The sequence below is a fragment of the Streptomyces sp. NPDC043908 genome (assembly GCF_056435525.1).
In genome coordinates, this window is record NZ_JBWKEI010000014.1 from 153,368 (window position 1) to 168,528 (window position 15,161).

The 15,161-nt window shown below is 67.4% G+C and carries 15 protein-coding genes; 6 read left to right on the forward strand and 9 right to left on the reverse strand.

Annotated elements, in window-relative coordinates:
• Positions 1 to 80: 80 nt before the first annotated feature.
• Together AC069K_RS28005 and AC069K_RS28010 are read right to left on the reverse strand one after the other, a co-directional pair.
• Positions 81 to 479: a lysine transporter LysE gene (locus AC069K_RS28005; protein ID WP_478620991.1), complete on the reverse strand. Its 399-nt coding sequence runs from the start codon at positions 477 to 479 to the stop codon at positions 81 to 83.
• On the reverse strand, positions 458 to 1,006 hold the full coding sequence (locus AC069K_RS28010) for a hypothetical protein (RefSeq protein WP_478621104.1): 549 nt from the start codon (positions 1,004 to 1,006) through the stop codon (positions 458 to 460). Before AC069K_RS28010 ends, AC069K_RS28005 begins: the two co-directional genes overlap by 22 nt.
• Before the next feature lie 363 nt (positions 1,007 to 1,369).
• Between AC069K_RS28010 and AC069K_RS28015 the strand changes: the two genes are divergently transcribed.
• The gene (locus AC069K_RS28015; RefSeq protein ID WP_478620993.1) at positions 1,370 to 2,275 is read left to right on the forward strand and encodes an FG-GAP repeat domain-containing protein; all 906 of its coding nucleotides are present in this window, start codon (positions 1,370 to 1,372) and stop codon (positions 2,273 to 2,275) included.
• A 152-nt stretch (positions 2,276 to 2,427) separates the two neighbouring features.
• Here AC069K_RS28015 and AC069K_RS28020 read toward each other — a convergent pair whose 3' ends face one another.
• Positions 2,428 to 2,775 carry a DoxX family protein gene (locus tag AC069K_RS28020; RefSeq protein WP_478620995.1) on the reverse strand — a complete coding sequence of 116 codons (348 nt, stop codon included), beginning with the start codon at positions 2,773 to 2,775 and terminating at the stop codon, positions 2,428 to 2,430.
• Positions 2,776 to 3,213: 438 nt separating this feature from the next.
• Positions 3,214 to 4,170: an SDR family NAD(P)-dependent oxidoreductase gene (locus tag AC069K_RS28025; RefSeq protein WP_478620997.1), complete on the reverse strand. Its 957-nt coding sequence runs from the start codon at positions 4,168 to 4,170 to the stop codon at positions 3,214 to 3,216.
• Positions 4,171 to 4,523: 353 nt separating this feature from the next.
• Between AC069K_RS28025 and AC069K_RS28030 the strand changes: the two genes are divergently transcribed.
• Complete coding sequence (locus AC069K_RS28030; RefSeq protein ID WP_478620999.1) at positions 4,524 to 5,732, forward strand: alpha/beta hydrolase family protein; 1,209 nt, start codon at positions 4,524 to 4,526, stop codon at positions 5,730 to 5,732.
• Between the two features lie 84 nt (positions 5,733 to 5,816).
• On the opposite strand, the gene AC069K_RS28035 is transcribed toward AC069K_RS28030, so the two are convergent.
• The 5 genes from AC069K_RS28035 to AC069K_RS28055 form a co-directional block, all read right to left on the reverse strand.
• Complete coding sequence (locus tag AC069K_RS28035) at positions 5,817 to 6,551, reverse strand: aKG-HExxH-type peptide beta-hydroxylase (protein ID WP_478621001.1); 735 nt, start codon at positions 6,549 to 6,551, stop codon at positions 5,817 to 5,819.
• 197 nt (positions 6,552 to 6,748) lie between these two features.
• The gene (locus AC069K_RS28040) at positions 6,749 to 7,705 is read right to left on the reverse strand and encodes a JmjC domain-containing protein (RefSeq protein WP_365112752.1); all 957 of its coding nucleotides are present in this window, start codon (positions 7,703 to 7,705) and stop codon (positions 6,749 to 6,751) included.
• Positions 7,683 to 8,933, reverse strand: a complete 1,251-nt coding sequence (locus tag AC069K_RS28045; RefSeq protein ID WP_478621004.1) for an MFS transporter — start codon at positions 8,931 to 8,933, stop codon at positions 7,683 to 7,685. The genes AC069K_RS28040 and AC069K_RS28045 overlap by 23 nt, the downstream gene beginning before the upstream one ends.
• 35 nt (positions 8,934 to 8,968) lie before the next feature.
• Positions 8,969 to 10,093 carry a CgnE/CgnB domain-containing protein gene (locus AC069K_RS28050; RefSeq protein ID WP_478621106.1) on the reverse strand — a complete coding sequence of 375 codons (1,125 nt, stop codon included), beginning with the start codon at positions 10,091 to 10,093 and terminating at the stop codon, positions 8,969 to 8,971.
• 116 nt (positions 10,094 to 10,209) lie between these two features.
• Positions 10,210 to 10,380, reverse strand: a complete 171-nt coding sequence (locus tag AC069K_RS28055; RefSeq protein WP_358833204.1) for a hypothetical protein — start codon at positions 10,378 to 10,380, stop codon at positions 10,210 to 10,212.
• A gap of 411 nt (positions 10,381 to 10,791) precedes the next feature.
• On the opposite strand from AC069K_RS28055, the gene AC069K_RS28060 reads away from it, so the two are divergent.
• The 4 genes from AC069K_RS28060 (at position 10,792) to AC069K_RS28075 (ending at position 15,018) form a co-directional block, all read left to right on the forward strand.
• Entirely contained in the window at positions 10,792 to 11,934 is a 1,143-nt protein-coding gene (locus AC069K_RS28060) for a serine hydrolase domain-containing protein (RefSeq protein ID WP_478621006.1), read from the forward strand.
• Positions 11,935 to 12,056: 122 nt separating this feature from the next.
• Positions 12,057 to 12,977 carry a MerR family transcriptional regulator gene (locus AC069K_RS28065; RefSeq protein ID WP_478621008.1) on the forward strand — a complete coding sequence of 307 codons (921 nt, stop codon included), beginning with the start codon at positions 12,057 to 12,059 and terminating at the stop codon, positions 12,975 to 12,977.
• 707 nt (positions 12,978 to 13,684) lie between these two features.
• Positions 13,685 to 14,041, forward strand: coding sequence for a darcynin family protein (locus tag AC069K_RS28070; protein ID WP_478621011.1), 357 nt, complete (start codon positions 13,685 to 13,687; stop codon positions 14,039 to 14,041).
• Between the two features lie 194 nt (positions 14,042 to 14,235).
• Entirely contained in the window at positions 14,236 to 15,018 is a 783-nt protein-coding gene (locus AC069K_RS28075; protein ID WP_478621013.1) for a phosphotransferase, read from the forward strand.
• Positions 15,019 to 15,161: the final 143 nt, after the last annotated feature.

A 15,161-nucleotide genomic window follows, 5' to 3' on the forward strand; every position in this document is an offset into this window, starting at 1 on the left:
ACAGTCCCCCTCGTCATGCGGCGTCAACTCCCCGAGCCTTCGGGCGACGGCACGCCGAGGCCCGGCAACCACACCATTTCCTACAGGCAGCCGCAATTCGAGGCGTAGGCAGACAGGAAGACAGCTGTGGTGGCTGTCAGAGTGAAGGCTGCGGTTGTCGCGGCGGCGAGGCCGCGATAGCCGCGTCCCTTCTCAGAGGCGCGGAACGTCCTCCATGCGCCGTGGGCGAGGAACAAGCTGATCACCCCAGCTCCCGCGACGGTCAGACGCGGGTTGAACGACCAGCTCAGATAGACGAGCAGAACAAGGCAATTGAGCAGGCCGCAGGCCACCACGCTCAGGATCACCTCCCCCACGGTCTCGACCAGGAATTCACCGATGTCCTGCCCTCGCCGATGAGCTGTCCCGCAGGGTGCGTGGGGAATGGTGTCGCGGCGGTAGTCGAGCGGCTGGGAAGTCAGTCGAGGTCGGTCGCCCATGCCGTCAGCGCGGTGAAGTCGTCGATGGTGAGGCCGCGACGCGGGTCGATTCGGCGCAGTAGGGCGGAACCGTCATGGTGTTCCGCAACCCAGGCGCGGTCGGTCTCTGTGATCTCGTCGTCGATCCAGGCGAACGCACGGCCTTTCGCCCACGCAACGATCTCCGGCGTCTTCCAGAACACACCGCCGCCGGGGCGCACTTGCCGAGAGGACCAGGAAATGAAGGGCAGCTCGGGTAGTCCCAGAACCGGCGCGATGAAAGCGTTGGCTTCTTCCTCCCAGGTGGTCGCCCACACCAGGTCGAAGGGAAGGGCAGCCAGCGCCGGGCCGTGCTCCGGGTTGAGCCACACCCGCAGCGGCTTCACGGGCTTGTTCGGCAGCCCCCACTCAGCCAGCCGACGCCGCTCGCCGGCCTCCCAACGAGGCGTGCGCAGACGGTGCGTCTGATACCCCGCAGGCCGACGTTGCGGCTTCGCGGCATACGGGTTGAGCGGTCCGTCCACATCCACCAACAGCACTGGGCGCATCAGCTCATCCCCCTCGGTCCTGGGCCGCACGGTACCGCCCGACGCCAAGAGCGCCCAGCCACATTCCTGCTGCGCCACGAGGAAACCCAAGTGCTGCGGTCCGGAGGCCGGCTTGGTCGCTCCCGCGTCGATCTCTCAGTCACTGTGACGCGTCGTCCGACTGTGCCTGGGCACGAAGAGATGTGAGGTGCGCCCCGGGCCGGGTGGCCGGACGGCCCGTCGATACTCTTGCGGTTCAGACCTCGTGGGGGGATCCGCAGGGTCGGCCCGACCGTGCGTGCTCAGGTTCATCGGCGCGGCACATCCACATCTGGTGCGGCCCGAACTGCTTCCGCCACATCCATCAACCGTCCGGAGTTCCTTGTGAAATACCTCTTCCGCGGTCGGCGTGCCCTGGCGCGCACGGCCACGGTGGCGACGACCGTCATCCTGGCCGCGACGGCCGCGGGTACGGCCGTCGCCGACGGCTCCGCCGCGTCACCCTCGGCGAAGAACGTCTCGCTGGCGACGGCCAAGGCCGCCGCAGCCCACAAGCCGACGCCCGCCGCGCCCTCTTACTTCCTGTCCGGGATCCTCCCGTCGGGCCAGATGTACGTATACCTGCCCGACGGAAAGGGCGGCTACGGCCCCCGCTCCGGCGCGTACGTCTGGAAGGACTTCAAGTACGGCGTCTCCATCGACCTGGAGATGACCGGCGCCCAGGACGGCGCCTACCACGTCATGAACGACGGAACGCTGAACCTGTGGCTGCACGGCGATCTCAAGCGGATTGGCGGCGGCTGGAGCCCGTACGACAACATCATCATGCCCGGCGCCCTCGGCAGCGCCAAGCACCCCGACCTGCTGGCGCGCGACAAGCAGGGGTACCTGTGGCGCTGGCAGAGCAGGACGGACGGCTCGCTGGCCCCGCGTACCCGGATCGGTGGCGGCTGGAACCAGTACGCCCAGATCACCGGCCTCGGCGACCTCACCGGCGACACCCGGCCGGACATCGTCGCCCGCGACAAGGATGGCGTTCTGTGGCTGTACAAGGGCACCGGTGACCTGGGCACGCCCTTCGCCCAGCGAGTCCGCGTCGGCGGCGGCTGGAACCAGTTCAACAAGCTGGTGGCCACTGGCGACGTCGACGAGGACGGCCGCAGCGACCTGGTCGCCCGTGACACCAAGGGCGACCTCTACCTGTACAAGGGCACCGGCAAGGCGGCCGCACCCTTCAAGGCCAAGGTAAAGATCGGCTACGGCTACAACCAGTACCGCGAGCTCTTCTGATTCCGAGCGTCCCTGGTGTTCCCGGTCTGACCCGGCGTTCCCGGTGTAACCGGTCCCTGGCATTTTCGCCGCGCACATCGGGTGGACCCGGCTGCCGGCAGGCGCGCATTCGCGCCTGCCGGCGGCCCGGGGGCCAGGGCCCCCCTGCCCCCTCAAGCCGCGTGGCCGAGGATCAGGGTGGCCACGGCGGGCGCGAGATACAGGACGGGGAAGACGACCGTCTTGTACGAGTGGGCCCGCAGCACCGTGACGACCGCGCCCAGGAAGTACAGCACCAGAGCGACCCCGGCCACGACACCAATCACAGGGACCGCCAGGCCGACCAGCAGACCGAAGGCCCCGGCCGCCTTGGCCAGCCCCAGCAGCGTCCACGACGAGCGCGGCACGCCGTAGTCCATCAGCGGCTCGGTGACGAACTCCGCCCGGCGCAGGAGCGAGAATCCCGAAAAGCCGATCCAGGCGGCGGTGAAAACGGCAACGATGACGTAGGCCATGGACATGGGGTACTCCTATACGTGGTGACGCGGCTTCGGTGAACGGCCGGTGGGCCGATCCGGTGTGAAGGGGTCGGCGTCGCCGCGCACCCTCACACTTGGCTGAACCGCGTCCGCCCCGATGTGTGACAGCGTCGCGAGAAATTCTCAAAAAAAGTTCGCCGGCCTCCGCGCCTGGCCGTCCGTCGGGCCCTGCAACGTGTCACCCTGCCCCGCCATGCCAACCGCCTCTCGTCCCCTTCACCGATGACGGTCGGCGAGCGTTGGCGGTCGGCCGGGACACGCTGATCCCCCTATCTCTCCCCACCCGGCACGTCACGATGAGAAGCACCACATCGGGGAACCGGTCCGGATTGATCATCGTCTTCCGGCACGTCACCGCCGTGGGGCACCCGCTCTGCGGCGGTTGTCGGTATCGGGGATGTTCCAGTGGAAGTTCCGCGTCTACTGGCGACGGAAGCCGAGGAGGCGATCGGTGCCGGCCAGCTCGCAGCTGGCGTCCCACAGGCGGGCCGCGACAGTCCGGTCGGCCATGTGCGAGGGGACGGGCTCTCGTCGTGGTGTGCCACGCAGGCCGAAGACCCTCGGTCCCCACAACTGCCCGCCTGTCACCTCCGCGTCGAGGACGGCACGGACGATGGGCCATGCTCCGGCGTCCTTGCCCTGCACCACGAGCCCCGCAGACACGGCCCGCAGTCGCTTCGCGGGGGTCGTCACGTGTACGGGCGGTCGTGACGGGGTGAGGGCGTCCAGTGCGCCGCCGGGGTGGGCCACCACGCTGAGTACCGTGCTGCCGGCGGCGCGCAGGCGGCGGTCGAGCTCGAAGGCGAAGCACATCTGCGCCAGCTTCGACCGGCCGTAGGTGCGCTTGGGCCGGTAGTCCTGTCTCGACTGCAGATCATCCACGTCGAGGCGCTCGGACCGTGCGGCGAAGCTTCCCACCGTTACGATGCGGCCTTCCGGCGCTGCGGACAGCAGGGGTGCCAGCCATCGGGTGAGTGCGAAGTGGCCGAGGTGGTTGGTGGCGAACATCAGCTCGTGGCCGTCCCCGGTCTCCCGACGCGGCGGATCATCGAGCGCAACCCCGGCGTTGTGGACCACCGCGTCGAGACGGTCAAGGCCCAGTGCGTCCACGGCTGCCCTGAGAGACGACAGATCGGCGAGGTCCAGTTGCAGGTGCCGTACGCGAGCTCCGGGTACACGCGCACGGATGGAGGCCATGGCGGCGTCGGCCTTCGCGGCGTCCCGACTGCCGAGCACGATGACGGCGCCGGTGGCGGCGAGCTGCTCCGCAACGAAATAGCCGATCCCGGCGTTGCCTCCGGTCACCAGTACAGTCCGGCCCTCGGCTGACGGCAGGCAATGAACGTCCCACGGTTGGTTCTGGGGTGCGGGAAGCATGAGGGCAGGCTCCTTGCTCTGGGGGACACGTGTGCTCAGCGGGAGCACCATCCCGGCCACGGTCGCAAGCGCCACCGACACACCCCCTACAGATCACGTCCGGCGCCGACAGAGCTCCGACACCCCCGGAGGATCGGGGACCGGGACCGTCGTCCGCCTGACCGCCTGACGGCCGGATTCACAGCTCCCGACGTCGTGTCCGGTCAGGTGGTCGGTGCGACCGGCCGCGAAGGCAGGGGTGGCGCCGGGGTTCCGGGCGGAGTGATCTAGGCTGTGGAGGGACTAGATGATCACCAGGCCGGGTCCATCGAGGTCTTCTTCACGGCGTCGAGCCGGGCCGTGGAAGGAGTGCTGTGCCTCCCGTCCGCCCAACTCGCCGTGTCCTCATAGCCGGTGGCGTCGCCGCAGTCGCGTCGTCCTCCGCCCTGCATCCCGCCTTCGCCGCCCCGGCGCCCGCGCGGTCCGCCGCGCCGACGGCCGGTCCCGTCACGGTACGGCTGGCCGGACCGAGCGGCCCCCTCCCGGTGGGCGCGGCGGAACTGCACCTGGTCGACCCCTCCAGGACCGACCCGTGGGCGGATCCGAAGCAACCACGTGAGCTGATGGTGACGGTCACCTATCCGGCGGACGACACCCGGGGCCGTACGAGACTGCCGTGGCTGCCGGCCGGCGCCGAACGTGCGCTGAAGGCCCGTTACGGAGGTGCCCTGGACGCAGTCGTCCTCCCGGCGACCCACAGCGCGGATCGCGCACCCGCCCGCTCCGGCCGGCGCCCCGTCCTCCTGTACTCGCCGGGTTACGCCTCGGACCGCACCTTCAACACCCTCGTCGTCGAGGACCTGGTGTCCTGGGGGTACGTGGTCGTCACCGTCGACCACCCCTACGACTCCGGCGAGGTGGAGTTCCCCGACGGCCGCGTCGTACTCACACGCCCCGAGGAGGACGAGGAGACCGTCAGGAAGGCAGTCGCGGTACGCGCCGCCGACCTGCGGTTCGTACTGGACCAACTGGCCCGCCTCGACCGGGGTGGAAACCCCGACGCCCAGCGGCGCCGTCTGCCGCGCGGACTGTCGAAGGTCCTGGACCTGTCCCGCGTGGGGGCGTTCGGACACTCCCAGGGCGGCGCCGCGGCGGCGGCCGTCATGGCCGAGGATCCTCGGGTGCGAGCGGGCATCAACCTCGACGGCTCCGTCCGCGGACCGGTGGTCGAGCGTGGGCTGGACCAGCCGTTCCTGTTGGTGGACACCGCCGTCCACGACGGCCTCCGCCAGGATCCGACCTGGTCCGCACTCTGGGAGAACCTGCGCGGCTGGCATCGGTGTCTGCGCCTGGCCGACGCGGACCACCTCTCGTTCACGGACCTGGTGTCCATGGGACCGCAGTTGGGAGTGCCGCTGCCCCTGCCACTGGGTACGATCCCCGCCGAACGGGCAGTGGCAGCGGTACGCGCGACCGTACGCACGTTCTTCGACGCGCACCTGCGCGGCCGCCCCGACAAGGGGCACCTGCTCATGGGGGCCTCGCCGCGCTACCCGGAGATTCAGCATATAGCCGGCCGCTAGAGGTGACGCGGTTCGCCTCGTGGTCCCCGACGGTACGCAGCCGGGCCACCGCGAGGCGTCACCCCACCAACCCGCTCCGCCCCCTCAGCCCCGTCGGCCCTGAATGCCCGTCAGTTCCCGCTCCCACGCGAGCAGATCGTCGAAGTACAACCGGCCCCTCTCCGTCCACTCGGCGACCGGTTCCAGTGCCGCGATGGTTGCCTGGAGACGTTGCAGGGCCTGGTCGCGTCGTTCGGAGACCTCGGGCGGCGCGGTCGGCTCGCTTGCCCAGCGGGCGAGCCCGTACGTCATACGCGCGAGCACATGTGCGGCGTGCACGGCACCGGCGACTGGTCGTGGCTCGGGACGCAGGGCGTGGCTCACCAGAGCGTCACCGTTCGTCACGAACGTCTCGAAGTGGTTGCGGAGATAGAGGGCGTGATGGCCGGTTTCGTGCAGGAGCGCCTCGAAGGCGGCAGGAGTGCTTTCGACGCTGGCCGTGCCGAGGTAGATGGCCCCGAAGGTCTGACGAAGTGTGGCGGAGCGGAAGGCGCCACCCTGCACGTACACGATGACACGGATCAGCAGATCCATTTCCAGGGCGGCCTCCGGCCATACCCTTCGCAGGACTTCCCGGGCGCCTTCCAGGTGTGCGACGCCCTCCTTCATGTCCGGTGTGACGAAGGCAGCGTCATCCGTGCCGCGCGTGCGCTGAATGTCCGTCAGGAGTTGGTGGATGCCCCACCGGCACCAGTCGGGGTACAGCGGTGCGTCAAGCGCGAGGTGCTCCAGCGGAGGCATGAGACCGGCGGTGCCCAGGCTGCGGATCAGGTCGGCCATGCGCTCGAAGTCCACCCCCGCGGCGGATGCCTGCGTCGACTCCCAGACCAGGCCGGGGTGCAGGCAGGAAGGCTCCTGCCCCTCCTCGATATATGACTCAAGGAGACCGAACACCGCTCTCTGGTGGCTTCGGACCAGGCTCATGGTGCCGGCTGGCGTTATCCCGACCCGGATTGCTTCGTCCCGGCCGGCTCCCATCACACATCACCCGGTTTCGACTCCACTGACAGAATGTCGGCAAGGCGGGCCGGTTCCGACCTGGAAAGTTCCTCTTCGCGTGCTTGGAGACGCCGTACAATCAGCGCGGATATCATCTCGTCTCCCAGCCCGTCCAGCGCGCGAACCACATCCTCCCGGACGGATTGCCACAGCTCCCTCGACTGGCCGCTCAACGCCTCGGCCCTGCCGGGCAGTCGGCCCCGCAACGATTCGGTTCGCTCGGCCACCAGGTCCAGTACGTCGTGCAGGACCTCAACCCAATGGTCCTCCACTCCGTCGGAGAACGTGATGTGAACGGATCCCTCTTCTCCCGTGATCCCCTCATGGTAGTAACCGCGGGGCAGATAGAGGCAGTCACCGGGATGGAGGGTGATTTCATGAGCCAGTGGGGTCTTCGGTTTGTCACCCGGCTTCGAGCGCCGGATGGGCCAGGTAACCGGCGGTTCGTGAAGACGCCATGTTTTCGATCCCGCCAACTGCCGTATGAAGACGCTCGCCATGTCGTAGTGCACCGGCGCCCCCTGAGCGTGGGGCGGAGTCAGGAAGGCGTTGGCGGCGACGGGACAACCGACGTCGTCACTCAGGTCCGCGCAAAATGACGCCACCTCGGGGCAGTACGTGGACATCGCCTGGAAGACGAGCGTCGCGCCGGCACGAATTTCCGACACCGCGTACTGAGGATCCACGAGCCCGGAAAGTACCCTGCGCTCATCGGCTCCGCCCTTGGTCTTGGCGGTGTCCCGGACTCCGATGTCCTCACCCTTGCGCCACAGCCTGATGTAGGGGGCGCGCAGTCCGCGGTCAAAAAGGAGCGTCTGCGCGATCTCCGTGGAGAACACGTGGTCCAGCTTGCCCAGACCTCGACTGACGTGCGGCTTCCTGTCCCGAATGGATGCCAGCATCGACGGATCATCAAGAACTTCTTCCAGCGCCATCTTCTACCTCCGAATTCTCGATATCTGACCGTTCGTCCTGATGGAAATCGCGTACTCCGGGCACAGTCAGCACCCATGCCGCGGTGGCGAGTTGTACGGCCGCGGCGACGCCCAGTACTGTCGTGCGGCCCAGGGCATCTGCCAGTGGCCCGGCGCTCGCGAGACCGATCGGCAGCAGGGCGAGACTGCACAGCGAGTCGACCGCAGTCACCCGGCCGAGAAGGGACGGGGAGAACTGGCGCTGCAAGGCAGTATGCAAAAGAGTATTGAAGGGCATCATCGCGAATCCGGCGACCATGTATCCGCCCATGACCCAGCCCACGGAGAACGGGGTGAGCAAGACGAGGGGAACGGTGGCGAAAAGCGCGTTGAAGACGATCGCACTCGTTCCGGGATGCCTCAGCTGAATGCGTCCGACGATGAATGTACCGACGAGGCCGCTGAGGCTGAACGCGGCGAGGACCAGACCATAGGACGAAGGTCCCCCGAACTTTTCCTGCGTGATGACCGGCAACAGAACCATGTGAGGCGCGACGACGAGCATGGTCTGCAGTGCGGTCATGACGAGAACGGCCCACGTCCACCGCACGCGACGCACCGCGGCCAGTCCTTCTCGGCTCTCGCGGATGATGGAGGAGCGGGGGTCCCGCCGCCGCATCGGTGGTTCGGCGACGGCGAGTACGCACACCAGGCTGACGGCGAACGTGGCGGCGTTGATGGTGAAGGCCAACCGGGTGCCGGCGGTGGCCACCAGGAGCCCGCCGAGCGCCGGCCCCAGCACGGCTGCGGCGCTCTCCATGCCACCTCGCCATACGTTGGCGCTGAGCAACCGTTCTTCGGGGACGACCGAGGGTACAAGGCCGCCGTATGCGGGGCGGAAGAACGCCTCGCCGCTGCCCACGAGGAAGGTCATGGCGGCGAGCGGAAGCGTTGCCGTGTCGAACGCGCCCAACACGACCACCGTGATGGCCACCAGCCGGAACCCATCAGCGACGATCATCGCCCTTCGCCGGGGCACACGGTCCGCCCAGACCCCGCCGACGAGCACGAACAGGACCATCGCGAGCATCCGGCCGCCGATCACCAGCCCGACATCGCCGGCATCACCGCCGACCTCGATCACCCGGAGAGACACGGCGATGGTGAAAAGCTGGTCTCCCACGGCACTGACCGCTTGTCCGGCCCAGAGGAACCGGAAGTCGCGCACTCCCATGGCGCCGTCGGCCATGCGCGAGGAAGGAGCTTTGCTCGGGATAGGCATGATCAGGCGCTCGGAGCCGCCGTAGCCGGGTCGGTCAACTGCCCGTAGCCGAACCCGCAGCAGTCGCCCGTGATGTCCTCGTCCCTCACCAGTGCCGGGTGCTCGTCCCCGACCAACTGGAGGTCGTCCAGGTCGATCGGTACCGGCTCGTCGTCAAGGAAGAGCTCAGCGCCATCGGTGATGAGGTCGAGATGCACCTTCTCCTCGTACTCGACCACGGAACGGTCCTGATTGTGCTGTCCAAATCCGATGTGTACGCCGACTCGCCGCTCATTGATGTGAGAGTTGGCCGAGATGAATGCGTCGATTCCCGCATTCGTTCCGAAGCCGAGCTCGCCCACGCGGGTGCCGTGCGGCTGCTTGAAGCAGAGCTCCACCAGCTCGCGGACATCGTCGTCGACGCACGTGAAACCGATGGCACGACCGTCTTCGATGTCGACCGTCAGAGGGTTGGCAGCCAGCCTGGTGTCGATCCGCGTGATGACGTTGCAATTGAGGGCCCCGTCGGCCACCAGACGGCCGTCGATCCTGGCGGGATACGTGGCGATTTCCCCCGCCGGGAGAATGGTGAACCCGCCCGGTCGCCACACACCGCGATTACTGATCCATTCGAAACGATCGGAGTCGAGGCCGATGCGGAGGTCCGTACCACTTCGCGTGCGGACCCTGATGCTACGCGCCTTGGTCAGCCGCGTCAGCAGTGCGGCATTGCGTGCGCTGAGTTCGTCTGGGCCGAGGTTGAGGGCCTTCTCGAAGAAATCGCGCGATGCGCTGATGATACGCACCACCATGCACCGGTCAGCGCCGAACCGTTGCAACACATCAAGAAGAGGCGAGAAGTGGGACATGGTGTCTCGCTCAAGAGTGAAGATGATGAGCCGGCCGGTGTCGGGATCGGCCTCCGATACAGCCGCGTTCAGGCGTCCGGCGAACTCGTAGTCCACGAGCGGTCGCATGCCCACGATCTGTGTTCTGACATTTCGCTGCTTCAGGCCGGCCATGAGCCAGGCGGCCGCTTCCCGGCTGTCCGGGGAGAAGGCGATGACGCAGTGATCGTGGTTGGTTATTCCGACGTACCGGTCGAGGAGAGAATCGACTCCATCCCGCAGTTCGCGGCTCGACTGCACAACACTCAAGACCTATTCCCCCTGTCCTGCCGTCCTGCTGTCCTGTGGTCGCTTCCATGAGAGTTCCAGCCGCGGAATCCGGTGCGGCTGGAACCCTCAGAGCCCTGCGGGATGGATCAGGTGGCTACGAACCAAGCCATGAGCGGGCCTTCTTCGCCACTCCCGACCGGTTCGAGCACCTCGGCCGATTCGGCAGCGCCGAGTTCACGCAGCGCATCCTCGACCAGGGATTCGTAGGTGGCTGGTTCAGTAGTGGTGCCGATTGCTGGGGTGTAAGTCTGTGCCATCTTGCACTCCTCTCAGCCAATAGCTTGCGGCGTGATGCTATGTGGCATGGCCACGTAAGGTCAACATAGATACATCCATCAACTCCCGTTTGTACACGTGGTGTTGGGGTATTCGGCGTCGGCTGTGCGCTGGTCCGTCTCCAGTCAATTCGTGCGGTGACCTGCGCCTGGGCGCCCAACTTGAATACGGCTTGAGTGCCACTTGAGTGTGACTCAAGTGGAATGCCGGTGGGGTGCCCTCAACAAGCTCGGATCGGATCGGACCCGGACCGGGCCGGGCCCGGACCGGGCCCGGACCGGATCACGCTGCGGGACCCTTCTCGCGTCAGGGGTCCTTCGGGGATGTGTCAGGGCTGCGCCGGGGTCGCCCCGGATGCCGTGGGGCCTGGGCGAGCGGAAGCATCGGTCGCCATGACCCGAAACCTTTCTCGGCGCGCGTTCGCCGGTAGTTGCGCCGCCGGCGCCTTCGCGCTCGCCACCACAAGCGTGACTGGCCGCTCGGCCGCCGCGCCGGCCGGCAACACCAGTGGTGTGCAAGCCGCGATCAGCGACCTCACACATCCGCAAGCCGCCTCCTCCCAACTGATGTTGAGCTGGAGGGAGGGCCACTGGTACGGCACTGCGGGTGCGGCCGACCTCGCGCACGGCCGACCGGTGCGGGCCGACGACCGGTTCCGCGCGGGAAGCGTGACCAAGGCCTTTGTGGCAACGGTCGTTCTGCAACTGTGGGCCGAGGGCCTGCTGGATCTCGACGCACCGATCATCCGTTGCCTGCCCGGGGCCCGCCTTCCGTCCCGATTCGTCTCCGTCACGGTGGGGCACCTGCTCAGTCACACCAGCGGCCTGCCCGACCACCGGGGCATGCCGGACCTCGACACACCGGAAAAGGTTCTGCGGCACCGTTTCGACCGCTGGACACCTGCGGCGCTGATCGACACCGTGACGCACGACTCCCTGAAGTTCACTCCCGGCACCAGGCAGGAGTACCGGGGTATCAACTACGTGTTCTTGGCGCTGCTCATCGAAGAGCTGACCGGACAGCGCTACGGCGATGCGATCGCCGACCGTGTCCTGCGGCCTCTTGGGCTGACCCGTACCCTGATCCCCGGAGACGACCTTCGCTTGCACGGCCCACAGGTACGCGGCTATCTGCGTATGACGGACGGCAGCCTGGTCGACATCACGGTCTATGACCAGTCCTCTTCCTGGGGCGAAGGTGAACTCGTCGCCACCGCGGAGGACCTCTTCCGTTTCCAGCAGGCCCTGTTCACGGGGGCGCTTCTGGCACCAACGGCACTGAACAGGATGTTCACTCTCCCCCCGTCGACGGTACGCATGCTGGACGGGAGCCCGGCTCGCCACAGCATGGGCTTGCAGGCAGCCACGGTGAACGGCAAAACCTACTGGGGGAAGACCGGCGACACCTACGGCTACCGAACCCGCATGTTCGCCACCCGAGACCTCAGCACCCGCTTCGTGCTGTCGTACACGCCGATGCCACTGAACGCGAAGGAAGACATGATCACCCGCGTGGTCGCTGCCCTGGAGCCATGACATTGGAGTGGGGCGGTGTGTAGGGGGTTGCACATTCCGTAGCGGCATGTGATCCGGTGGACTTACGTCCCGGTCTTACGTCCCGGTCTTACGTCCCGGTCCCTTGAGAAAGGTCCTTGCTCATGCATGCGCCGTTCATGCCACCTCGCCAGGTCAAGATCGGTGACGCGGCGGCCTTCGCCGGCACCACGCCGCGGGCGATTCGCCATTACCACGAGATCGGCCTGCTCCCCGAGCCTGCGCGGGGCGGCGATGACCGCCGCCGCTACGGGTACGAGGACATGATCGGCCTGCTGTGGATTCGCAAGATGGCCGACGCCGGGATCGCCCTGGACGACATCCGTGACGCCTTTACCACCGGCACAGCTTCCGCCGATGCGGACAGCGAAGACGGTATCGCGGGCATCCTGGAGCGGCTGGAGGAAACCCTTGCCGAGCAGGAGGCGGAATTGCGGCGGCAGCGGACCGCCGTGCAGCGGATGCGCACCGAAGGCAGCCGGATGGGCCTGCTCTCCGACTTCGTCACCCAACGCCTCACGAGCCTGCCCGAGGGCTCCCTGCGTCAGGCGGACCTGGACAGTCTGCTGGTCACTGAGCGGATCTTCGGCCCGCTCGGCGCGGCCATCCAGGCCACCCGCTTCGTCGTCCTGGCCACGCATCCCACTCTGCGCAAGGATTCCGACCGCATCGATGACGCCGAGGAGGCCCTCGATGACGGCGTCGCCGTCGATGATCCACGGGTGGCTCAAGTGTCCGTCGAGCGGCACGCCTTCGAAAGCGCACTGCAGGCCGTCATCGAACAGTCCGGCCTAGGGAAGGACGACGATGCCCTCTTCGACGCCTGGGACACTTTGCACCCTGCTACCGTCGATGACGCCGAGGACGGCGAGGACGAGGCCGACCTCAGCTCCGGCAGGCGGGAGGCTGACTCCATGAGCGTGCTCGAAGCCACCGGCAAGATGCCCTACGACTTCTCCGCAGCCCGCCTGCGCTGTATGGAACTGGCCGAAGAACTATCCGCCCAAGAGCCACCCGCTACCTAAAACACGGCCTAGTAACCCCGCAGGGTCGGCCAGTGCGCTGCTCTTCAGGACAGGACTGGTGGGGTGTGCTGGCGGCGACGGGGCTGCTCGACAGTCGGCACGCCACGAGAAATGTCATCGTTCGCTGAAGCGGCGAACCGCCCTGAGGAGCCCACCCCGACCGTGCTCCACGCTCGGCTGGACCGCAGGCGGGCCGCCGCTCAACGGTCTTGTCCACTTGTGGCCTGGCCCGGTAGCGCTACTTACCTTTTCGTTTCCCGACCGCAAACCCCACAAAGAGAACAATGACGATGCCCACCAGTATCCACATGGGCATCCCGTCTAAACCCTTATAGGCCAGGGTGGTCGACTCTCCGGTCGGATTCATGGGCTCTCCTGGTAAGTGACCGTGCTGGTCAGTACCACCGGTGCGGGTGGTTCGCGCCTCATTTGTGCGTGCTTACCGGCAGCGCGTCGGCTCAGCAACTTCCTCCTGCCCAGCCCGTGCTGGAACCCACCCCCTTCACAGGGGGCAACGGTGCCACAGCCAGCTGACCGACCGCGGACGTCACGGTTCGTCAGCCTCCGCGAATAACAACCCTGGATGGCGCGCCTGACCGGGCGTGAAGCTCCGAGCCACCGGGGCGCCAGCGTTCTCACCGCCGCGGGTGCCTCCCCCCATGAGCTGAGCGGGCGTTCAGTCGCGTTGATTGATCCACAATGAAGCTATGACCAACATCCAACCGCGTCCGCGGTTCACCATATTCGTGCACCTCACCGCCTTGCCCTCGTGGCTCGCGCTGGGGCGCCCTGAGCGTCAGCAGATCATCGCTGAGCACGTGCAACCTCTGCTGGACGCACACGACACCGTTCAGGTCCGGTGGTTCGACGCTGAAGCCTGGGCCGCCGCTCCGTCCGATGTTCTCGTGGCAACGACTGACGACCTGACCTCGTGGTCCGATCTGTTCGAGGGGCTTCGTGACAGTCCGCTGTGGAGCGTGCCGTATTTCCGAGTGGAGTTGATATTGCCCACGGTCGAGGACGGCTTCGCCGACTACGAGCGTCGGACCGGGCAGCGTGACTGAGCCGTCGCGGGCTCCGTGACGGCGACCGGCTGTCGGACTCCCAGATCGCCACGCACTACACGCGTCGCCGCGGTGACCCGCTGGGCGAAGATGACGTCTCCGGGAGTGGTGAGGACGGCGTCGAATACCGTCGCGCGGCCGCCAACTCCGTTGCCGCTCCGGCAGTGGCGTGGGCGGGCGCCTAAGCTGGCACGATGATCGAAGACGGTGCCACGGACCAGGGCAGTGTGACGACCGTGCGGCGCGTCGGCGAGACCATCCGCCGACCCGCCGGTGAGTGGAGCCCGGCAGTGCACGCCCTGCTGGCCCACCTGGAGGCGGCGGGCTTCAGCCGGGCCCCTCGGGCCCTCGGCACCGACGGCGCCGACGAGGTCGTCTCACTGTTGCACGGCGAACCGGCGTTCAGCCCTTGGCCCGCCGCACTGCGCTCGACCACCGGCATCCAGGAACTGGGATGCTGGCTGCGCGAGTACCACGCAGCGGTCCGCGACTTCCGTCCCCCCGCCGACGCGCGCTGGCGCGCACAGGAGGAGCCGTGGCGGCCCGGCATGATCATCCGGCACGGCGACCTGGGCCCCTGGAACTCCATCTGGAACGGTGACCGACTGGTCGGCTTCATCGACTGGGACTTCGCCGCGCCCGGTCACGCTCTCGACGACCTCGCGCAACTCGCCTGGTACACCGTGCCCCTGCGCCCCCTTGAGCAGCAGCGCAGGGAGTCAATCAGCGGGGATTCCACCCTGCGAAGCCGTCTCGACGCCCTGTGCGCCGCCTACCGTGCCGACCCCGCAGCCGTCCTGGACGCGCTGGACAGCCTCCAGGCCCGGGAGACGGCACGCATCCAACGGCTGGGCAGCCTGGGCCAGGAGCCGTGGGCGACATTCCTCACCCGTGGCGACGCGGAAGAGATGAAAGCCGAACGCTCCTGGCTCCGCTCGAACCGCACCGCTCTCCTGAACCACCCGCCTGCGGTGTGACCAAACCTCCTCGACCACCCGCCACCCATGGCCGGATCGCGAAATCCCCGGAGCCAGGGGCGGAGAGGCAGCCAGGCAGTCAGGACCACGCCGGTCGAAGCGCCAGGCGCCATGAAACGTCACGGCGGGGGCGGCTCACCCGC